The 19,834-nt window shown below is 69.6% G+C and carries 23 protein-coding genes; 8 read left to right on the forward strand and 15 right to left on the reverse strand.

Annotated features, from left to right (window positions below; translation table 11 throughout):
• The first annotated feature begins 89 nt into the window (after window positions 1-89).
• Window positions 90-899: a hypothetical protein gene (locus ACQEU6_RS23965; protein WP_499335139.1), complete on the forward strand. Its 810-nt coding sequence runs from the start codon at window positions 90-92 to the stop codon at window positions 897-899.
• A gap of 116 nt (window positions 900-1,015) precedes the next feature.
• Here the strand turns inward: ACQEU6_RS23965 and ACQEU6_RS23970 are convergent, their stop codons facing one another.
• The 10 genes from ACQEU6_RS23970 to ACQEU6_RS24015 all read right to left on the reverse strand — a co-directional run bounded on the left by ACQEU6_RS23970 (window position 1,016) and on the right by ACQEU6_RS24015 (window position 6,331).
• Window positions 1,016-1,195, reverse strand: coding sequence for a hypothetical protein (locus ACQEU6_RS23970; RefSeq protein ID WP_499335141.1), 180 nt, complete (start codon window positions 1,193-1,195; stop codon window positions 1,016-1,018).
• Window positions 1,196-1,449: 254 nt separating this feature from the next.
• Complete coding sequence (locus tag ACQEU6_RS23975) at window positions 1,450-1,758, reverse strand: DUF1416 domain-containing protein (RefSeq protein WP_396083693.1); 309 nt, start codon at window positions 1,756-1,758, stop codon at window positions 1,450-1,452.
• Between the two features lie 28 nt (window positions 1,759-1,786).
• The gene (locus tag ACQEU6_RS23980) at window positions 1,787-2,626 is read right to left on the reverse strand and encodes a sulfurtransferase (protein ID WP_499335143.1); all 840 of its coding nucleotides are present in this window, start codon (window positions 2,624-2,626) and stop codon (window positions 1,787-1,789) included.
• A complete protein-coding gene (locus tag ACQEU6_RS23985) occupies window positions 2,623-3,060 on the reverse strand; it encodes a DUF4395 domain-containing protein (RefSeq protein ID WP_499335145.1) in 438 nt (145 codons plus the stop codon). The genes ACQEU6_RS23980 and ACQEU6_RS23985 overlap by 4 nt, the downstream gene beginning before the upstream one ends.
• A gap of 77 nt (window positions 3,061-3,137) precedes the next feature.
• Window positions 3,138-3,203, reverse strand: a complete 66-nt coding sequence (locus ACQEU6_RS23990) for a putative leader peptide (RefSeq protein WP_353819285.1) — start codon at window positions 3,201-3,203, stop codon at window positions 3,138-3,140.
• A 153-nt stretch (window positions 3,204-3,356) separates the two neighbouring features.
• Window positions 3,357-3,644, reverse strand: coding sequence for a TlpA family protein disulfide reductase (locus ACQEU6_RS23995; RefSeq protein ID WP_499340328.1), 288 nt, complete (start codon window positions 3,642-3,644; stop codon window positions 3,357-3,359).
• A gap of 223 nt (window positions 3,645-3,867) precedes the next feature.
• The gene (locus ACQEU6_RS24000) at window positions 3,868-4,611 is read right to left on the reverse strand and encodes an anti-sigma factor family protein (protein WP_499335147.1); all 744 of its coding nucleotides are present in this window, start codon (window positions 4,609-4,611) and stop codon (window positions 3,868-3,870) included.
• A complete protein-coding gene (locus tag ACQEU6_RS24005; protein ID WP_499335149.1) occupies window positions 4,608-5,123 on the reverse strand; it encodes a sigma-70 family RNA polymerase sigma factor in 516 nt (171 codons plus the stop codon). The genes ACQEU6_RS24000 and ACQEU6_RS24005 overlap by 4 nt, the downstream gene beginning before the upstream one ends.
• A gap of 46 nt (window positions 5,124-5,169) precedes the next feature.
• Entirely contained in the window at window positions 5,170-5,880 is a 711-nt protein-coding gene (locus tag ACQEU6_RS24010) for an LmeA family phospholipid-binding protein (RefSeq protein WP_499335151.1), read from the reverse strand.
• A gap of 196 nt (window positions 5,881-6,076) precedes the next feature.
• Window positions 6,077-6,331, reverse strand: a complete 255-nt coding sequence (locus ACQEU6_RS24015; RefSeq protein ID WP_499335152.1) for a MoaD/ThiS family protein — start codon at window positions 6,329-6,331, stop codon at window positions 6,077-6,079.
• A 260-nt stretch (window positions 6,332-6,591) separates the two neighbouring features.
• Here ACQEU6_RS24015 and ACQEU6_RS24020 point away from each other — a divergent pair, with 260 nt between their 5' ends.
• Window positions 6,592-7,308, forward strand: coding sequence for a winged helix-turn-helix transcriptional regulator (locus ACQEU6_RS24020; RefSeq protein ID WP_499335154.1), 717 nt, complete (start codon window positions 6,592-6,594; stop codon window positions 7,306-7,308).
• On the opposite strand, the gene ACQEU6_RS24025 is transcribed toward ACQEU6_RS24020, so the two are convergent.
• Window positions 7,245-8,369 (reverse strand): MFS transporter, encoded by a 1,125-nt coding sequence (locus tag ACQEU6_RS24025; RefSeq protein ID WP_499335155.1) that lies wholly within the window; start codon window positions 8,367-8,369, stop codon window positions 7,245-7,247. The genes ACQEU6_RS24020 and ACQEU6_RS24025 overlap by 64 nt on opposite strands.
• Window positions 8,370-8,495: 126 nt before the next feature.
• Between ACQEU6_RS24025 and ACQEU6_RS24030 the strand changes: the two genes are divergently transcribed.
• On the forward strand, window positions 8,496-9,542 hold the full coding sequence (locus tag ACQEU6_RS24030) for a LacI family DNA-binding transcriptional regulator (RefSeq protein ID WP_499335157.1): 1,047 nt from the start codon (window positions 8,496-8,498) through the stop codon (window positions 9,540-9,542).
• Here ACQEU6_RS24030 and ACQEU6_RS24035 read toward each other — a convergent pair whose 3' ends face one another.
• Window positions 9,543-10,358: a hypothetical protein gene (locus ACQEU6_RS24035; protein ID WP_499335158.1), complete on the reverse strand. Its 816-nt coding sequence runs from the start codon at window positions 10,356-10,358 to the stop codon at window positions 9,543-9,545.
• A gap of 166 nt (window positions 10,359-10,524) precedes the next feature.
• On the opposite strand from ACQEU6_RS24035, the gene ACQEU6_RS24040 reads away from it, so the two are divergent.
• Complete coding sequence (locus ACQEU6_RS24040) at window positions 10,525-11,007, forward strand: winged helix DNA-binding protein (RefSeq protein ID WP_499335160.1); 483 nt, start codon at window positions 10,525-10,527, stop codon at window positions 11,005-11,007.
• 1,012 nt (window positions 11,008-12,019) lie between these two features.
• Complete coding sequence (locus ACQEU6_RS24045) at window positions 12,020-13,000, forward strand: zinc-binding dehydrogenase (protein ID WP_499335161.1); 981 nt, start codon at window positions 12,020-12,022, stop codon at window positions 12,998-13,000.
• 191 nt (window positions 13,001-13,191) lie between these two features.
• On the opposite strand, the gene ACQEU6_RS24050 is transcribed toward ACQEU6_RS24045, so the two are convergent.
• Window positions 13,192-13,365 carry a hypothetical protein gene (locus ACQEU6_RS24050; RefSeq protein ID WP_499340597.1) on the reverse strand — a complete coding sequence of 58 codons (174 nt, stop codon included), beginning with the start codon at window positions 13,363-13,365 and terminating at the stop codon, window positions 13,192-13,194.
• Window positions 13,366-13,495: 130 nt separating this feature from the next.
• On the opposite strand from ACQEU6_RS24050, the gene ACQEU6_RS24055 reads away from it, so the two are divergent.
• From ACQEU6_RS24055 to ACQEU6_RS24065, 3 genes are all read left to right on the forward strand, one after another.
• Window positions 13,496-14,557 carry a tyrosine-type recombinase/integrase gene (locus tag ACQEU6_RS24055; protein WP_499335163.1) on the forward strand — a complete coding sequence of 354 codons (1,062 nt, stop codon included), beginning with the start codon at window positions 13,496-13,498 and terminating at the stop codon, window positions 14,555-14,557.
• Window positions 14,554-14,865: a helix-turn-helix domain-containing protein gene (locus tag ACQEU6_RS24060; protein WP_499335165.1), complete on the forward strand. Its 312-nt coding sequence runs from the start codon at window positions 14,554-14,556 to the stop codon at window positions 14,863-14,865. The genes ACQEU6_RS24055 and ACQEU6_RS24060 overlap by 4 nt, the downstream gene beginning before the upstream one ends.
• Before the next feature lie 577 nt (window positions 14,866-15,442).
• The gene (locus ACQEU6_RS24065; protein WP_499335167.1) at window positions 15,443-16,516 is read left to right on the forward strand and encodes a tyrosine-type recombinase/integrase; all 1,074 of its coding nucleotides are present in this window, start codon (window positions 15,443-15,445) and stop codon (window positions 16,514-16,516) included.
• A 14-nt stretch (window positions 16,517-16,530) separates the two neighbouring features.
• On the opposite strand, the gene ACQEU6_RS24070 is transcribed toward ACQEU6_RS24065, so the two are convergent.
• Both ACQEU6_RS24070 and ACQEU6_RS24075 read right to left on the reverse strand, forming a co-directional pair.
• Window positions 16,531-17,118 (reverse strand): hypothetical protein, encoded by a 588-nt coding sequence (locus ACQEU6_RS24070; RefSeq protein WP_499335169.1) that lies wholly within the window; start codon window positions 17,116-17,118, stop codon window positions 16,531-16,533.
• Window positions 17,119-17,490: 372 nt separating this feature from the next.
• Window positions 17,491-18,741, reverse strand: a complete 1,251-nt coding sequence (locus ACQEU6_RS24075; RefSeq protein ID WP_499335172.1) for an HNH endonuclease signature motif containing protein — start codon at window positions 18,739-18,741, stop codon at window positions 17,491-17,493.
• Between the last annotated feature and the right edge of the window lie 1,093 nt (window positions 18,742-19,834).

Raw genomic sequence — 19,834 nt, forward strand, 5'->3', positions numbered from 1 at the left:
TGGGAAATCTGCCATGAAATCACCATTCACCGCCCGTAGGCTGGTCCGACCTCAGTCGGTACCCCGCACGTGAACCGCCCGGAGCGACCATGAACCCCCCACCTTGGCCCGGCCAGCAGCCCGGCCGGCCGGGCTTCCCGCCGCCTGCCGCACCCGCCGGTCCGCCCCCGATGCCGGGCGGCCCCGGCTTCCCGCCCCCGTACCCGCCCCCGCGGCGCGGCGGCGGCAGCACGCTCGTGTGGCTGCTCGTCGTCGGCGCGGTGCTGGTGGTGGCGGTCGCGGGCACGTGCGCCGTCCTCGTCTTCAGCGGCGATGACGACGACCCGGTCCGGCCGGTGTCGATGCCGTCCACGACGCGCATCCCGTCCTACGGGTCCACGACGGAGCCCTCCCCCACCTACTCCAGCGGCGGGGCGGTCGACCCGTCCGGCGTCCTGAAGCGGACGATCACGACGGCCAAGGGCAACGTGTTCACGCAGGCGGGGACGCGCACCGAGCCGTGCAGCACCCGCGCGAACTCCGTGCTGCTGCCGGCGCTGCGCCAGCACCCGTGCACCGGGAGCATGTACTCGGCCGTCTACGCCAGCCCGTCCAAGCAGATCATCACCGCGGTCTCCATCCTGAAGTTCGCCACGTCGACGGACGCGTCCCTCGTCAAGGGCTACACGAACCAGGAGGGCTGGCCGAAGCTGCTGACCCCGTCGGACGCCAGCGGGCTCCCGCAGCCGAAGGCCGACCCCGCGTACTGGACGCGGACGTGGGCGCAGGGCTCCACGGTCGTCTACGCCCAGTCGTACTGGTCCACCGGCGGCCCGACCGGCGACCGCACGGGCAGCGTCTTCGCCACCGCCGGGGAACTCGGCGTCGAGATCACCAACACGCTGATGTTCAGCAACTGAGCGGACCGGCCGGCCGAGGGACCAGGCGGCCGGAGGACCAGCCGGCCGGAGGAGAAGTCGGTCCTTGCGCTCGGTGGAGGGCAAGGACCGACAGACGGACGCCGCCGGCAGTCGTGTCAGCCGCTGACCTCGAAGGTCAGCGTGGCCTTCCTGCCGCCGGCTCGTCCCCGGTGAGCCGTGCTCGTCACCCTCTCGTGAGGGGCGATGGCCCGGTGGACGCTCTCCATGGCCTCCCAGCAGAGCCGATCGGTCTCCCGTACGCTCCCCGCGGAGATCTTGACCTTGATCTTTCTCATCAGGGGTTCTCCTGACCTCGTGAGAAGACGCGGCCGCGAGGGCCGCGCCCTCTGATCTTGTTTGGGACCTTGCAAGGGAAGACCGTCCGCCACCGGCGGATCCGGACCGTCCAGGTGGGATGAAGAGCACGGGAACACCTGCTGGAGACGCCGTTAACGAACGCGCCGACGACCGCACCCGAGAACGCTCCGGACACGACGAACCCCGCCGCCCCCATGGGGGACGGCGGGGTTCGCGGGTCGCCGGTCGCGGGTCAGATCGTGACTTCGAGGCCGGCGACCTCGCCGGTCTTCGCGGTGACGCCGGTGTCGACGCTCACGCCGCCGGCCGCCAGGACGCGGACCGTCCAGTCGCCGTCGGCGGCGAAGAAGCGGAACACGCCCTCCTCGCCCGTCACGACCTCGGCGGTGAACTCGCCGGACGAGTCGAGCAGGCGGGCGTAGGCGCTCGACACCGGGGCGCCGTCACGCGTGACGGTCCCCTGGATGACGGCCTCGTTGGTCAGGTCGACGGTCGCCGGAAGATGCGCCGTCTGCTCGGGCGCTGCGCAGCCCTGGGTCATGGTTCCTCCACGTGTGGTGCTGCGGGACTTACTTGCCTGCGCCGAGCTCGATCGGCACGCCGACGAGCGAGCCGTACTCGGTCCACGAACCGTCGTAGTTCTTCACGTTCTCCAGGCCCAGCAGCTCGCGGAGCGCGAACCACGTGTGCGAGGAGCGCTCGCCGATGCGGCAGTAGGCGATGGTGTCCTTGCCCAGGTCGACCCCGGCCTCGGTGTAGAGGGCGCGGAGCTCGTCGTCGGACTTGAACGTGCCGTCGTCGTTGGCCGCCTTCGACCACGGGATGCTGGCCGCCGTCGGCACGTGGCCGGCCCGCTGCGACTGCTCCTGCGGCAGGTGCGCCGGGGCGAGCAGCTTGCCGCTGAACTCGTCCGGCGAACGGACGTCGATCAGGTTCTGCTTGCCGATCGCGTCCACGACCTCGTCGCGGAAGGCGCGGATCGCCAGGTCCTGCTCCTTGGCCGTGTACTCGGTCGCGGGACGCGTCGGGACGTCGGTGACCAGCTCGCGCGAGTCCAGCTCCCACTTCTTGCGGCCGCCGTCGAGGAGCTTCACCTTGTCGTGGCCGTACAGCTTGAAGTACCAGTACGCGTACGCGGCGAACCAGTTGTTGTTCCCGCCGTACAGGATGACGAGGTCGTCGTTCGCGATGCCCTTGCTCGACAGCAGCTGCTCGAACCCGGTCTTGTCGACGAAGTCGCGGCGGACCGGATCCTGCAGCTCGGTCTTCCAGTCGATCTTCACGGCGCCACGGATGTGGCCCTTGTCGTAGGCGGACACGTCCTCGTCGACCTCGACGAGCACGAGCCCGGGGTCGTCAAGGTGCGCCTCGACCCAGTCGGTGTCCACCAGGACGTCTGAGCGGCTCATGCGGGAACCTTCCCTTCGGAGCGGACTTTCGCGGTGATGCGGCGGAAGAGCGGATACATCTCGCAGCCGAGGCAGAACCCGAACGCCGCGTTCAGGAACGCCGCCGCCAGCGCGAGGGCGGTGGCACCGATGCCGAGCCAGATGGTCCCCGTCGCGTACCCCGCCGTGCCCAGGAGGGCGAAGGCGAACCCGACACCCTGCGCGAAGCGGGGCGCGGCCTCGTCCTCCAGTTCCCCGGGCGGGGCGAGACGGGGACGGATGAGCACTTTGAACACCAGTCCGTACGGGGCGTACCGAAGGCCGAGGAGGGTCGCGATGGCGAACACGACGGCCTGAGCGGCGAGCAGTGCCCAGCTTCCGGTCACCAGCACCACGACGAGGACGGCCGTGGTGACATAGGCGCCGAAGCGCGGCCCACGCGGATCGACCTGCATCGGGGTGCTCCTGGCGGAGTGGAAGCGTGCGTACGAGCTAGAAGGAGAAATGCTCGGGGGCGGACGGGCTCGATGCCTCAGGCCATACGACAGAGCGAGGCGGCCACGCGGCAGAAGTCCACCGCGCGGCGCTTCGTGAGCATCTGCTCTGTCCAGTAACGCACGGACACGATGTTAAGCCGACAATCCACGGGCTGTCACATCCGTCTCGCCTTGCGAGACAGTGACATTCGTCTTAGCGCAGGTCATGGGGCTGCGGCTCATGCAGTGACTCTTGTGACGGCTCTTGTGACGGATCATGTGACGGCCTCCCCGAGAGCGGCGATGACGTCGGGTTTGCGGGGCGCGCCGGCGGCCCGCCGAACGACGCGGCCGGCGGCGTCCAGGACGAGGACGGTCGGCGTCCGCACGACGTTCAGCCGCCGGACGAGATCGAGGTGCGCCTCCGCGTCGAGCTCGACATGGGCGACGCCCTCGACCATCTGGCTCACCTCGCCGAGGACGCGGCGGGTGGCCCGGCACGGCGCGCAGAACGCGCTGGAGAACTGCAGCAGCGTGGCCTTCTCGCCGAGCGCGGCACCCATCTCGTCCGGTCCGACGGTCTCGCCCACCTGCCCGCCCTCCTCCCGCCGGGCGCGCAGCACACCGTCACGGCGCCGCCTCACCAGGCCGAACACCGTGGCCGCGAGAAGAACGCCGGCAGCGGTCAATGCTCCGATCATCACCACCAACAACCCCCGGGACCTGCCCGTTCTTCCCGCGCCCCGTCACCTCCCCCGCCGCACCTCGCGGGCGGGCGGTGGTCGTTCAGGTGGGGATCGTGAGGAGCGGTCGTCCGTCGAGGCCGACGATCTCGAACGAGAACAGCTGGCCGCGCGGGAACATCGTGGACCCGCGGTACTCACCGTAGCCTTCGTCGTACGGGACGTACCAGCTGCCGAGCGCGTCCCGGCGGCCGTCCCGCGCGATCACCAGCAGCCGGCAGTGCGACCCCTTCGGTACGCCGGCCAGGTGCAGCTCCACCTCGGTCCCCCACGGCTTGCGGTGGAGCACCACGTAACCCTTGATCGCGGTCTTGGGGTCCGTCGCGGTGATCCGCTCGCCCGCCACCGCCGGCGCGGCGGTCGACGTGGACGAGGGCGGACCGGCGCCGGCACCGCCGGAACCGTCCCCGCCGCCGGCCCGCGAGGGGAACAGCAGACCGCCGAACAGCCCCCCGGCGATCAGCAGCAGGCACGCGGCGGCGGCCGGCGGCGCCCAGCCGGCGCGACCGCCCGCCAGGCGGCCGAGCGGGCCGAGCCTTCCCCTCCGCTGTTCGGCCGCCCTGGCCAGCAGCCCGTCCAGCAGCTCGGGCGGCGGCCCGGCGACCCCTTCGAGCTGCGCCTCGTCGACCCGTCCGAGCAGGGCGGGCAGCCCGGCCAGCCCGGCGAGCTCGTCCCGGCACGCGGGGCAGCCTTCGAGATGGGCCTCCAGCCGGCTCCGCTCGCCGGGATCGAGCGCGCCGAGCACGTAGGACCCCAGCGCGGCGCGCGCCTCCGTGCAGCCGGTCATGGCGCCAGCCCCCGCTCCTCCAGCGCGAGTTTGAGCGCCCGCAGCGCGTAGTAGGTGCGGGACTTCACCGTGCCGGGAGGGATGCCCAGCGTCCTGGACGCCTCCGCGACCGACCGGCCGCGGTAGAAGGTCTCGATCAGGACGGCGCGGTGCGGCGGGCTGAGTCCGGCCAGCGCCTCCGCGACCGTCCAGGACTCCAGCGCCCGGTCGATGTCGTCGGAGCCGTCCGCGGTCATCAGGACGTGCTCGTCGATGCCCGTCTCCGGCGGCCGGGCCCGCCTGGCGCGGTGCGCGTCCACGACGAGGTTCCGCGCGACCGTGAACAGCCACGGCCGTACGGGGCGCCCCGCCAGCGCCTCCGGGTGCTTCCAAGCGCGCAGCAGCGTCTCCTGCACGACGTCCTCTGCCTGGGTTCGGTCTCCGCCGGTCAGCCGCAGGACGTAGCCGAGGAGGGCGCCCCCGTGCTCGCTGTACAGGGCGCGAAGCAGCCCCTCGTCGGCGGTCGGTCCCACACCAGTGTCACGTACGGTCCTCCGGACCGGTTCACCGGTTCCGGGACTACTTCTGCGCGGGCGTCTGGAGATCGTTCAGCCGGACGTTCTCGGCGGTCGCCGCCACGCGCAGCCCGTCCGGCGTGGGCTGGATCTTGCTGATCCGGGACCCGACGGGCAGGTCGGAGACGGGGACGACCCACGTGAGCTGCCGCCTCACCAGCGCCAGCGGGATCTGCGCGGCGCCGTTGGACCCCACCGACACGGGCGAGATCGCGATGCCCTTGGCGGTCGGCCTGACCTCCACGACCGCGGTGCCGTTCACCGGCACGCCGAGGACGTTGCCGGTGAGGTCCACCGACAGGTCGTCGCCCTTCGGCCCGATCCGCTTGACCTCCTTGGGCGCCTGCTTCTGGATCACGTCGTAGGGGACGACCGCCGAGGCGGTCGCGGTGCGCGCGGTCACGTCGGCGGCGCTGCCCTTGGTGACCTCCGACAGCGGCGCGTCGACGCCCCGCATGTCGACCTTGACGCCGGTGACGGTCACGCCCTGCTGCGTCCAGTCGCCGATGGCCACCTCGATGTGCTTGTACTCGCCGCCGACCGCCTGCGTCAGGAACGGGATGCCGTGGATCGTGACGTCCGACCGCTCCCGCAGGTTGTACTGCGCGGCCACCTGCTCGCCGATCTTGTCCTCGGCGACCCGGACCCCCAGCCGGTCCGCGGCGACCAGCCCCGCGGCCACGAGGATCAGCAGGACCAGCAGTACTTTCCGCATGTCTCTCCTTAGGCCTGCGGCATGCGTTCGCCACACGATAGTGAACAAAACGCCCAGAAAGGGTCGCTCCGGAGAATGACCTCTCAGCGCCGAAAATCACCCCGCTGCGAGGCCGGCCCTGAGATCGGCTGTGAGGCCGGCTGTGCCATCGGCTGTGCCATCGGCTGTGCCATCGGCTGTGCCATCGGCTGTGAGATCAGCCACCGGCGAAGGGCGGCAGCACCTCCACGACCCCGCCCTCCGGCAGCGCCACCGACGCGTGCGGACGCGTCCCGACGGGGTTCCCGTCGACCAGGAACGAGCTCCGCCCGACGACCCGGGCGAACTCGTCGCCGCGCCCGTCCGCGGCGGCGGACACCGCGTCCGCCAGCGTCGCCGCGTTGTACGGCTCCTCATGCGTCCCCGCCGCGGCCTTGGCGGCCGCCCAGTACCGCATCGTTCCCTTGGCCATGGATACAGGCTCTCATCCCTCGCCGGATCGCCCGCTGAATCCCCCGCCGGATCCCCGCCGCGGCTCGGCCTGGCCAGGTCGCGCCATGGCCGCCGGAGGCACCTCGGTTATGCTCGGGGGTGAGGGATCCGGGCGACGAGGCCATGGAGTTCATCCGCAAGACCCTGCATGGCCGCCTCGTCTTCGAGCCGCCGGCCGTGCGCCGGCCTTGAGGATGAGCCGCCTGGGTCCTACGTCTTTTAGGGACGGGAGGCGGGCACTTGAGCAGCTTGCTCTTGCTGACCAACGCGTTGGAGCCCTCTGACGAGGTCCTGCCTGCGCTGGGACTTCTGCTGCACTCCGTGCGCGTCGCGCCCGCGGAGGGGTCCGCGCTCATCGACGCGCCACCGGCCGACGTCGTCCTGGTGGACGCCCGCCGCGACCTGGTCCAGGCCAAGGGCCTGTGCCGCCTGCTGCGCACCACCGGACTCGACTGCCCCCTGCTCGCGATCGTCACCGAGGGCGGGCTCGCCGCCCTGAGCTCGGAGTGGGGCCTGGACGACGTGCTCCTCCAGACCGCCGGCCCCGCCGAGGTCGAGGCCCGCCTCCGCCTGGCCGTAGGACGGGCCGCGGCGGGCACGGAGGCCGACGACGTCCCCGGCGAGATCCGCAGCGGCGACCTCACGATCGACGAGGCCACCTACACCGCCCGGCTCCGCGGCCGCGTCCTCGACCTGACGTTCAAGGAGTTCGAGCTGCTGAAGTACCTGGCCCAGCACCCGGGCCGCGTCTTCACCCGGGCCCAGCTCCTCCAGGAGGTCTGGGGCTACGACTACTTCGGCGGCACCCGCACCGTCGACGTCCACGTCCGCCGCCTCCGCGCCAAGCTCGGCGCCGAGTACGAGTCGCTGATCGGCACCGTCCGCAACGTCGGCTACCGCTTCGTCCCCGACCACCGGCCGGGCGACGCCGAGGAGAAGACCCCCGCCCGCGCCTGACCGGCCCGCTCCCCGCCGGCGAAGCCGCCGAGCCGGAGCAGCACCGGAGTCAGGACGAGGAGGACGACCGCGAGGCCCGCGACCGCGACCATGGCGCCGCGCAGCCCCACCGCGTCCGCCCAGAGCCCGACATAGACCGGACCGGCGAGAAACCCCAGGTAGGACACGGTCGTGACGACCGACGTCGCGCGTCCCCGGTAGTCGTCCCCGGCGTTCCGCGCGACCAGGCGAAGCAGCGTGGGGAACAGCACTGCGGTCCCGGCGGCGGCCACGGCGAGCCCGATCCCGGCGACCGCCAACGTGGACGCGCCCGCGATGACCACGGCCCCGACCGCGGCTCCCACCGCCCCCGCGAGCAGGACCCCGCGAACGGCCCTCACGCCGCCCACCGAGAACCGTGTGATCGCCACCGTCCCGGCGAAGACGGCGGGTGCGACAGCGCTGAGGCCGCCGGAACGCAACTCGTCGTCGACGAAAACCGCACTCCAACTCTGATGCGCGTTCTCGCTGGCGAACGCGAGCGCCCCCAGCACCCCCACGAGCAGCAACGGGACGACCCGGCGCCGCCCCAACGGCGCGGCCGCCTCACGCCGAACAGCGAAACCCCCAGGAGACGCCCACAGGCACACTCCGGTGGCCAGACACCCCACACCCGCCACCACGAACGGCACCACGAGCGGCAGCGACGACACCGCCCCGCCGGCAAGGCTGGCAAGAACCACCGATCCGGAGAAGACGCCATGAGCCCGGATGATGACGGCCCTGCCGGCGATCCTCTCGGCCCGTCCGGCGATCGCGTTGATGCCCACGTCCGCCGCCCCGCTGGCGGCGCCCACCACCGCGAGCCCGGCGCACAGGCCGGCCAGGTTCACAGCCGTGAACGCCACGACGACTCCGGCCCCGCCCAGCGCCACGAAGGCCGCGCCCGCGACCCCGGGCCCCCACCGATCCAGCGCCCTCCCCGCGAGCAGCATCGCCGGGAGGGCACCCGCACCCACGAACAGCAGCGCGAAACCCAGAGCGCCGTCCCCGACCCCCGCCTGCTCCTGGACACGAGGCACGGAGGCACCCCACACGCCCCAGAACGCCCCGAACGCAGCGAAACCCGCGAACGCGCGCCACGAAGCCCTCCAGCCCATATGTGTAACGATACACAGCGGCGCGAAGCTCAACTAGCATGGAGCGTCATGGACCCGTCCGGAGCCGCGAAGCGCGTGACCCTGGCCCAGGTGGCGGAGAAGGCAGGCGTGTCCGTCATGACCGCCTCCTACGCCTACAACCGTCCGAACCGCGTCTCGGACAAGGCCAGATCGAAGGTCCTCGCCGCGGCGGCCGAACTCGGCTACGCCGGGCCCGACCCGAGCGCCCGCTCCCTGCGCCGAGGCAGCACCCGCACGCTCGGCGTGGTGATGGGCGAGCATCTGAGCTACGCGTTCGAAGACCCCGCGGCGGTCTCCTTCATGGCGGGCATCGCCGACGTCTGCACCGACCACGGCTACGGCATGAACATCGTCCCCGTCACGGGCGCCGCGGGCGACGTCTCCCGGATCACCGAAGCCGCCGTCGACGGCTTCGTCGTGTGGACCACGTCCGACGACGACCCCGTCCTGGCGGCCGTCCGGGCGACGAAACGCCCCGCGGTCGTCCACGGGGGCCCGGCCGTCGAGGGCATGAGCCTGGTGAGCATCGACGACCGCGCCGCGGCCCGCGCGATCGGCGCCGCCGCCTGGGCAGGCGCCGAGCGTCCCGCCGTCGTGAGCTTCCCGCTCTCCCGGGACCGGCGAACCATGATCACCAACGGCGCGGCCCTCCCCGGCATCGCCTTCCCCGTCACGCGCGAACGCATGGAGGGCTACCGGCGGGCGGCCGAGGCCGCCGGCATCGCCTGGCGGGACGTGACCGTCGCGGTGTGCGCACGCAACGACGCCGCCGAGGCGGAGCGGACCGCGGCGACCCTCCTGGCCTCCGCGGAACCGCCCGACGCGATCGCCGCGATGAGCGACCAGCAGGCGTCCGGGGTCGTCCGCGCGGCCCGCGCCGCCGGCCGCGCCATCCCCGGCGACCTAGCGGTCACCGGCTGGGACGACGCGGCGGCAGCGGCCCGGCTCGGCCTGACCACCGTCGCCCAGTCCCTGCGCGACCAGGGCGCGTCCTGCGCCCTGGTCGCCCTGGGCCGACCGAACCCCCGCACACCGGAATGGTCCCTGGTCCGCCGGACCAGCACCCGCCCCTGATCAGGCCCCGGAGGGTTCGTGCGTGCTGTTGAAGCAGAAGCGCGGCGGCGCCTTCAGGGTCGGCGGCTCGGAGCCGGGAAGCTCGGCGATCTCGATGCCCTCGCGCTCCGCCATGGCCGTCACCGTGGGCAGATGGTCGTGGTAGAACACCGGAACCCAGCGGCCGGACGGCTCGCCGTGACCGGCAGGCAGTTCCACCAGCCCCTTCTCCCGGGTGACACCCGCCCGGGCGGCCACATCGAGCGCTTCGCCCGGGTCGCCGTCCTGCACGTCCAACGCCGCGAGCAGCGCCTCGACGGCGGGACGCTCGACGTCCCCGGCCTTCACCGCGCGCATCAGATCCTGGTAGGCCAGCGCCGACGGGGAACCGTCCTCGTCGATGAACTCGTCCATGCGCTCGGCCCCGTCGGCCAGGATGACGGCGAGCCCGTCGTCCACGTGCTCGGGCAGCGGAGGGCCGCCCCAGGAACCGTCCCACCAGCGCAGGAAGGCCACGGAGTAGTCCTCGTTCACCAACAGGTCCCGAAGCCACTCCCAGGGCAGCCACGCCGGGCCACCGGCGAGCAGGTCGACGGGCAGGTCCTGGATGTGCGTGTCGGAGACCTCGTTGTCGTACCCGTACAGCAGCGCCCGTCCGCCCTCCACCCAGCGCAGGGCCCAGTAGCCGTCCCCGATGTCCTCGGTGCGCAGGCTGCCACCGTCCACATGCACCTGCCCGGAACAGTCGTCGAGGTAGGGGGCCATCATGGCCTTGACCACGCCCAGGGCCCAGAGCTCAGCGGGCGGCGGCACGTCGGTGGAGACTTGGTCGAACACGGCGCTCCTTCGCGTCGAACGTTTTCCGGCCGTCCGACGCTTGGCGAACCGGACTGGTTCCCACCGCGCCCGCCGCACCGGGCAGCCCTGCGACGCCTTGACCTCAACTTAACTTCAGGTTCTACCGTGGCCCGAACCAGCGATCATGCAATGGGGGCCACCGCACATGAAGACCGAAGAGACTTCCGACGCCGAACTGGCCGCCCAGCCGGCCGCCTACTGGACCGGAGTGGCCTACGAGGCCCTCATCGCGTTCACCAGAGCCCAGCAGGCCGAGTTCGGCTTCACCCAGCCCCAGTTCCGGCTGCTCCGCAACCTGTCGGAGCACGACCTCTCCCCCGACGGCCACGGCATGACCGTCCCCGACCTCCAGCAGGCCATGAAGACCTACCTGAGGCCAGAGGACGACCTGGCGGCCGAGGCGAACGTCCTCCTGGACCGCGACTGGCTGACCCGCGACAGCGAAGACCGCCTGTGGATCACGAAGGCGGGAGAACAGGCTCGCAGAACCCTGCTCGGGCACGCCCCGGCGATCCGCACCCGCATCCACCAGGGCATAGACGACGGCGACTACGTCACCACCCTGAAAGTGCTCCAACAGATGATCCAAAACACCACCGCCGCCGACCGCACGAACTCTCACCCCTGAGCCCAGACGATCACCGCCGGCAAGAGCGCGACGGCCGCCCCCACCCGCCCACCAGACGCGCCGACCGACCAGGCGCAACACACAGACCACGTCCGAAACCGAGCCCGAACCGAGGCTGCCGTTCACATCCTCGGCTGCCGGTCGTAAATCAGGTCCGCGATCGCAGAGGCGGCTCGGGCACCCTGGACACGGGCGGCGTCCAAGGCCGCGCGTGTGCCCTCATTCCCAGCGATACACAACACCGCGAACAGAGCAGCGCGAACAAGGTAGCGGGTCACAACCTGGCCCGGCGCTCACAACCTCGGCCGGCGCTCACGACCTTGAACTGCTCGCTGAGCGGGCCGCACACGCGAACACGGACCACGGTGACCAGTGCAAATGCGCAGCAGTGATGGACACCATGGCCCGAAGACGGCAACCGAGCCCAAAGCCGATACCGGTGGTGGAGTGGGAGGCCGGCCACGCGACCAACCCCCAACCCGCTCCGAGCGGCCAACACCTGCTCCTTCACCCAGCAGAAATCCGCGCCGCCGCCATGCCCGAAGACAGGACGACAACACCACACCCGGCACCCGCACACGTTGGAGGAGACGAACACCGTGCAGGCCCGCTGAACACCACCGAAAGACCCCGCGGCTCGCTCCGAACGGCCAACACCTGTTCTCCACCCGACCGCGGCCCGCGCCCACCATGCCCGCGGACGAGACGACATCACCACGCCCCCAGCGCCCGTCCCGTGGCAAGGACAAGCACCATGCAGGCCCACTGGACACAACCAAAAGACGCCGCGGCTGGTTGTGACCGTTAGAAGCAGGAACGTTTGTTCGCTGGTTTGAACGACGGTTTGGGGTCGTCGGGGCGGTGCTTTCGATGAGATCTGGTGACGGTGTCGGCGCACGGGGTCTGGTGCGGAGTTCGGGGGCAGGTGGCTGCTGCTGGTCGGGCTGGCACCTTGATCTCAAGTGTGGTTGAGGTTGCATGCTCGGACTCCTTGTCAGTGAACGGTTCAGGGGTGATCGGTGTGCGGGTGGTTCAGGCGCTGCGGTTCGGGGACCCGGAGGTCCTGGTGCCCGGTGAGGCGCCGGATCCGGTGGCTGGGGCGGGCCGGGTCGTGGTCGATGTGGCGGTCGCGGGCGTGACGTTCGTCGAGACGCAGATCCGGCGTGGCGTCGACAAGTGGCATACCAGGCCGTCGTTGCCGTACGTGCCGGGCGGTCTGGTGGCCGGTCATGTGAGCTCGGTCGGGGCGCGGGTGGATCCGGATTGGCTTTGGCGCCGGGTCATCGCCGGGACCGGAGAGAGCGGCGGGTTCGCCGAGCGTGCCGTAGCCAAGGTCGAGGACCTGTTTGCGGTGCCGGACGGACTGGGCCTTCCGGAGGCCATCGCCCTGCACAGCGACGGCAGCACCGCGCAGGGTCTGACCGAGAAGGCCGGCATCGGCCCCGGTGACTGGGTGCTGGTCGAAGCGGCTGCCGGCGGCGTCGGCAGCCTGCTGGTGCAGCTCGCCCGTTCGGTCGGCGCTCGGGTTGTCGGAGCCGCCCGCGGAGCGCGCAAGCTCGACCTGCTCCGGGAACTGGGCGTCGATACCGCGGTCGACTACTCCGAGCCGAGTTGGACCAAGCGGGTACTCGAAGCGACCGATGGCGCGGGACCGGACGTGGTGTTCGACGGCGTCGGCGGACAGATAGGGCGGGCCGCATTCGAGGTGACAGCTCGCGGTGGCCGATTCTCGGTGCACGGAGCCTCCAGTGGCGAGGTCACGCTCATCGACTCTGCGGAAGCCCGGTCCAAGGGGGTGAAGGTGATCGGCATCGAGCAGCTCTTCGATTTTGGGCCGAACGTGGCGCGGTGGGCGGAGCAGATGATGTCTCAGGCCGCCGCCGGGCTCGTCCGGCCGGTCATCGGGCAGACCTTCCCGTTGGAACGCGCTGCCGACGCGCACGCCGCGATCGAGGATCGCACCGCCGTAGGGAAGACCCTGCTGCTGATCTGACGGAACCCGTGCCAGAAGCATCAGCCGAGCCGCCAGGAACCCGGCGCCTCAACATCGAACGCCCTCAACGAACCCTTGACAGGCATCAAGCTCTGCACGTCCACCGAAACTCGGACTGCAGGCGGACGGCGTGGCGGAGCGATGGGTAAAGGGCGGGCCGCGGCGCGGTTCCGCCCTTGGGTGAGCTGTTGTCAGCTGCCGACGTGGTTGCGGGTGCAGGTCCGGGCGAGTCGGTAGGAGTCGGTGCCGGTCTCGATGATGGTGCCGGTCTCGATGATGGTGCCGCCGAAGGTGAGGCGGTCGACGATGGCGGCGCAGAGACGCGGGTCGGTGAAGGTCTTGGCCCAGCGATCTGGGGCTGGCACATGTTCGCTCTCGCGGATCTGCCCTGCTGCCTGGGCATGCGGGGTTCTTTCTCGTTTCCGGGATCTTTGAGGCGTGAGGGTCGTATGTTAGGCACTGCCTTAATCTTTCAGGTGTGAGGAAGGTGTGCCGGTGGGGCCGTCGCGGTTTCGGGTGGTGGAGGGCGGAGCGGTCCCGGCCGAGCCGTTGGCGACGGATCCGTGGGAGTACCAGGCTGAGTGCGTCGAGGCGTTCGTGGCCTCCTGGCGGGCTCGCGGGTTCAGCACGGTCACGATCGATAACGACATCGGTCTGCTGGAGCGGACTCTTCGGGCGCTGGGCAGGCCGGCCTGGGAGGTGACTCCGGAGGACATTGATCGGGTGGTCGGTGATCTGGCCGTCTTGGGCCGCGCGTCGTCGACGCGGCGGGAGTATGTGCAGATCTTCAAGGGGTTCCATCGGTTCTTGCAGGTCCGCAAGGCGGTGGAGATCGAGGCCGCGTTCGGGGTGCGGCTGGTCTGCCCGGTGGATGAGTTCAACGCCTCCCGGCATGTCGGGGACGACTCCCCGGCCGAACTGCCGCCGCCGACCCCAGAGCGGGTGGAGGAGTTCTTCGACTTCCTGAAAGGCAGGATCGCCACGGCCCGCAAGTACGCGCCTGCGGCTCGCGATTACGCGTTGTTCCGGACGCTCTATCATGCCGGGCTGCGGTCGGAGGAGTCCGCGCTCCTGGACCAGCCGGACGTGCACTTCAACCGCGGGCCGTTCGGCAAGCTGCATGTCCGGTTCGGCAAGGGCGCTCGGACCTCCGGCCCCCGGCCGCGGTGGGTGCCGATGATCGATGGTCTCGATCTGGTGCTGCATTGGTTCCTTGATGATGTGCGCGGCAAGTTCCCGGACTCGCCGGTGCTGTTCGCCGACGAGTCCGGCGGCAGCCTGCATCCCGGGACGATCCGCAACCGGCTCCGCTATCTGATGCAGCTGGAAGATCGCCTTCCGGTCGAGCGGTTCAGTCCGCATGCCCTGCGTCGGGCTTGCGCGACTCACAACTACGAGCGGGGCGTCGATCTGGTGGCGATCCAACAGTTGCTCGGTCATTGGACTGTCGGCTCGACGATGCGGTATGTCCGTCCTTCGGCAACGTTCATCGAGGACGCCTATCGGCGGGCGGTCACCAGCACGTTGAGTGAGCTCACCGAGGAAGGTCCGGCATGAACATCCGATGGAAGCTGCGGATGGCCGCGGCTCAACGCGAGGTCTGGACCGGTAGCCAGCTGCGCCGCCTTCTTGCGGAGAAGGCCGGGCTGGAGTTGTCGGCCGCGTCGGTCTCGGCGCTGTTCACCAAGGAACCGTCCCAGGTGAAGTTGTCGACTCTCGCCGCGTTGTGCACCGCCCTGGACTGCACTCCCAACGACCTGTTCGAGGTCGATACCACCCCGGTCGAGCAGCCCGCGCGGCCACCGCAAGCCGTCTCGCAAGAGAAGAAGGCCGCCTCCGGTGGCCGATCCATGCCGCCGCTGTGACGAACTGGCGATCAGGATGGGCAAGAGAAAACGAGATTGTGTGATCTGCGGGGCGCCCGTCGGCTATCTCGACCGGCAGTTGTGCTGTCGGTGCTGGCGCCGTCGGACCGAGGAGGCCGCCAAGGCGGCGTGCCCGGGCTGCGGCAAGCAGCGCGTCCTGAAGGCCGATACGGGCAAGTGCATCCTCTGCTCGCGGGTCTGCCTCCAGTGCGGTCATCCCGTCCGGAGAGCCGACGAGACAGCATGCCGAGCCTGCCGCCGCAAAGCCCGTCAGGAAGCCGCCAAGCAAGACTGCCCGAGGTGTGGTCGGCCTGGTCTGCTGCGCGAGTCGACCGGCTGGTGCGGGCACTGCTCACGCCCCCGTCCCGGCAAGAAGCCGCCGCGGGTCTGCAGGGCGTGTGGTCAGCTCCGCGAGCACAGCGGCCTGGGCTTGTGCTCCGCTTGCCTTCAAAAGCACCCCGACCGCGCGTTCATCCGCGGTGCGGGGATCGCGGCGCGTCTCGGCGAACCACCCACCTGGTTCGACGCGTTCGTCACTCATCTGGCCGCGCGGCACGGCCCCGCGCGAGCCTGCACGATGCTCACCGAGCTGGGGCGCCTTCTGGAAGACCCTCACCCCAACCATCCCCAGGCCGTGCTGGAGCGATCACGTCGACCCGGCCGCTCGATGGGATCCCTGGCCCGAGCCCTCGAAGGGTTCTTCACCGAGCATGGACTTGCGTTGCCGACCGACCAGGCCGAGCGTCTGGCGGCCGGTCGGCGCCATCGTCGCGTCGCCACGGTGCCCGAACCACTCCGGCCCGCCGCCGACGCCTTCTGCGATCACATGCTCCGCTCCCGCGAACGCGCTCTCGGCGCCGGAACCCGACCCCGTGCAGACCAGACCATCGAGGCCGCCCTGGCCACCATCCGCGATCTCGGCCAATTCCTGGCTACCGAGCGAGGAAAGCTCGACTGGGCGGTCGTCGACGTTCACGACATCGAGGCGTTCCTGGCGGTCCTGCCCAAGGGACGTAAACGACGACTCACCGTGCTGCGCCAGTTCTTCTCCTTCGCCCGCCGCCAGCGGATCGTACTGGTGAACCCCGTAACCGGGCTGACCGCCAAACAGCCCAGCGGATTCATCGGCCGGACCCTCGATCTCGATCAGCAACGCGCCTTGTTCCGCCGCTGGACCAGCAGCGACGCCCACCCCCATGAAGCCCTCCTCGGGATCCTCGGCCTCATTCATGGCCTGGCGAGCCTAGAGGTCCGCAGCCTCAAGGTCACCGACATCGACCGCACCTACAGGGCCCTTCGCATCGCTGGCAGACCTCACCCGATCCCGCTCGACCCGGCGAGCTGGACCGTTGTTCAACGGTGCCTTGCCCACCGGGAGGCGCAAGCCACCGCGAACCCGCACCTGGTGGTCACTCGAGGAACCAAGGCCGGAACACGGCCGGCCTCCGGTGCATATGTCAGCCACGTCCTGGACTCCTGCGGTGTCCCACCCCGCATGCTCCGCAGCACTCGTTTGGCTGACCTTGTGAATTCGCTCGATCCCAAGGTCGTCGCCGCCGCATTCGGGATGACCGCGGAAAGCGTCATGATCTACCTTGCCGACCACATCGATCCTGGCCGACTGCCCGACCCCCGAGTCACTGACACCTGATGGCCGCGATGACGTCATTCTGGACGGATCACGATGGTGCTGACGGTTCCATTTCCCCAGATAGTCGTGTTCATGAGAACACGCTGGTCCAGAGAGAGCACCGTAAACTCGGGAACGAACCGGGTCGTGAACATCGAAGCGAAGTAGCCCCTGAGCTGTTCAACTTCGCTGCCTGCGATATCCCACTTCTCCGAGAGGAAGACCCTCACCCATGCCTGGTCCGGCTCGCCAGGTTCTTCGGAGTAGTTGACGCTGATCAGGAACTCGCGTCGTTCGTCGAAGAGACCGAACTCGACGGCCATGCGCAGCCAGCCCGCATTGACCTTAGCGACAAGATCGGGATCATCGACGTCGACGACCTCTTCCGTCTCCGAGTCGAAACGCCCGTCTTCTGGACGGGAACTCGCCGCTGACCGCTGGGGCTTCAACGGCAGATGGACCTCGCCCCGCTCGCGCTCAATGAATACCAATCCCGCAGGCGCCAGCGCAGCCGCGATCTCAACATCAGTCAAAGGCACCCACGCAAGATAGCCGACCGGCTGATCTTCGCCGAACGAGCGCTCGACCTCGAACCCGTGATACTTCGGCGGCGCCTGACACATGTTCGCGCGAACATGTGCGCTTTGCTCAAGGCTTCGTTGGAGGCGATGGCCAGGCTGTTCTTCCCCTCGCGCTCGGTCAGAACCTGGAACAGCCCGGCGCCCCGCCGTCGTGCTGGTGGACACTCATGATCACGGAGTCGACGTTCACGTCCCAGCCGGTTGCTTGGCGACTCGCATTAGCCTCGATCTTTCGTGAGGTCGAGGCTAACCCGTGAGCGAACACAGCCAGGCAGGCAGCAGATACCGCCACTGGTGCCGCTCGCGTGGGGACGTCGGCGCCTGAGCACGTCGGCACATCGAAACTCGGTGCCTTGGCCACGTGGAGACGTCGGCGCACGGGGGTGTGAGATTTCGGCATGTGGGGGCGGCGGATTAGGCGGCTTGGGTCTGGGGTGGGGGGCGTTCGGGGATAGTGATCTTGGGGATTGTCGGGGTGCCAGGTGGGTGGAGGCGGTAGAGGTAGCGGCCGCTCTGGTTCCTGGTGATGTGGATCTGGTCGGGGTGGGTGTGTTTGTAGCGGTTGTGCCAGCCGCAGCAGAGGGTGAGTTTGTCGATGTCGGTGCGTGCGCCGAGCGCCCAGCCGTCGACGTGGTCGATCTCGCAGAGAGTGCCGGGGACTTCGCAGCCTTGGACGGCGCAGCTGGGGTTGAGGGCCTCCAGGACGCGGCGTTGGGCCGGGGTCGCGAACCGTTCGGTGCGGCCGAGGTAGAGAGGGAAGCCGTCCGCCCCGAGCAGGAGCGGCGAGACGCCCGCGTTGAGGGCGATGCGGCGGGCCTGGTCGGCTGGGATCGGGGTGCCGTCGGGCAGGCAGGCGGGGGCTGCGCCGCCGGTGAGGGTGTCCAGGTCGCAGATGAGAGTGACCTTGGTGGCCTTGTGCCCGCCTGTCAGGACCGAACTGAGTGCGGCGGCCATGCGTTCGGGAAGGTCGCGATGGTCGTCGGTTCCGGCGGGTTTGGCCAGCGGGCCGAGGGTGCCGTCCCAGATGGCGGCGTCTTCGGCGTTGAGCCAGCCTTTGATGTAGCGACCGCCGTCCAAGGAGCGGGTGGAGTCGATCCAGGAGCGTTCGTAGCCGCGTTTGGCCTCGTCGGGCTCTTGGTCGGCGTTGTCGCGTTCGGCGATGACTTCGCGGATCCGCTTGCCGAACGCGGCGACCTTGCCGGCAGAGAAGCCCTGGTCGGCCATGTCCAACAGGATCTCTTCGGCGGCGGCGCAGTCGACGTCCTCCAACCGGTGGACCGCACCGGCGATGGTGACGGCGTATCCCGTGGGCAGTTCACCGGCGGCCCATCGCGCAGTGACCCGAGTGAGGCGGTCACGCTGGCGGGCCAGGGCGAGGCGCTCCCTGGCGCGGGCATCGCGCATGCCGAGCCGGTTGCGCAGCCACGCCTGGGTGGATGGAAATCCCCATTTCTGGACCTCGCGGCCGGAATCGACCACGCTGACGAACCCGGCGAGCGCCGCCTCGTTCATGTCATCGGCGACGGCGAGGCTTTCAGCGAGCTGCATGCACGCCGCCGCTGATTCGGGTGGATCGCGACGGGCGAGTTCGGCCGCGATCGCAGACGCGGCGTCCACCAATTCCACGGTGGACACCTCGCCTAGATCAAGACCGATCAACTCCATACCTATACGTTACCCACCCGACCAAGACTTCACCCTTCTTCTCGATAATTTGTTCGAGCGAATTAACGAACATTAGCGACAAGCTACTCACTTTCATCATTTGCGACACCAATGCCATCTTCCTTGCGAGCGGCGCGCCGCCTCCCGCAATACCTTCCTCGCAAGTCCTACAAAACCCTGCAAGTCTCCCAACACTCTGACTGCTCTCAAATTATTACTATTCCGCCACTCGCGACTCCCCCGGCCCCGGCCCCCCCGATCCCCGATCCCGCAGTTTGCGCTCTTGGCTGGAGTGGGGGCGGCGCGTCGGGCGGGGGCCGCAGAGGCTCCGAAGTCAAGGGTGGGACGGAGTCCCATCGCGAAGCGACGCCGAAGGCGCCCTTGACTTCGGAGGGGCGGCCCCGTACGCAGCGCCGCCCCCACCACGGCCCGAGAACCCAGCACAGCTCAAGAACCCAACCCACGCCGAACCCGGCTTACCCAGAAGCTGGCCCACACACAGAACCCGACACACACAGAGCCCGACACACGCACAACCCGGCACGCACAACCCAGTACGGACGAAAGAACCGGTCACGGACGGAGAACCTGGCACGGACGAATACCCGGCACGGACAAAGAATCCAGTAAAGCCGGTTCGAGGAAGCCGCAGACCAGGCCACCCTGGACGGGTCAGATCGCTCGTTTCTGCCCCCTGGGGTCGGCAACGAGCTGATCATTCCGTCGGTCAACGACGGTGTGATCCCATGGAGTCGTCTTCGGGATCGGATGACGATCACTGTCACGATCCCCCGTCGCGTCCGGTTCCACGTGACCACTCGCTTCGGCGGCACCGCGAAAACCCGGCTGGTGGACGTCAGCCTGCTCCCCTTCATGGGCCTCATGGACGACGAAGGAGTCCCTCTGACCCCCGAGAGGGTCGAAGGCATCAGCATCCGAGGGGGCACGTCCGCTTCCTGGTAGGCAGCTCCTTGCAAGAGGAGCTGTAGACCACAACTGGCCTCGGCCGACCGCGGGAACCTGGAAGCCAAGGGAAACCGCGTTTGCGGCTTCGGCAGCAAGCACCAACCGCCCTCCCGGAGACGCCGGGCGG

It is taken from the genome of Spirillospora sp. CA-108201 (genome assembly GCF_050936235.1).
GTDB lineage: Bacteria > Actinomycetota > Actinomycetes > Streptosporangiales > Streptosporangiaceae > Spirillospora.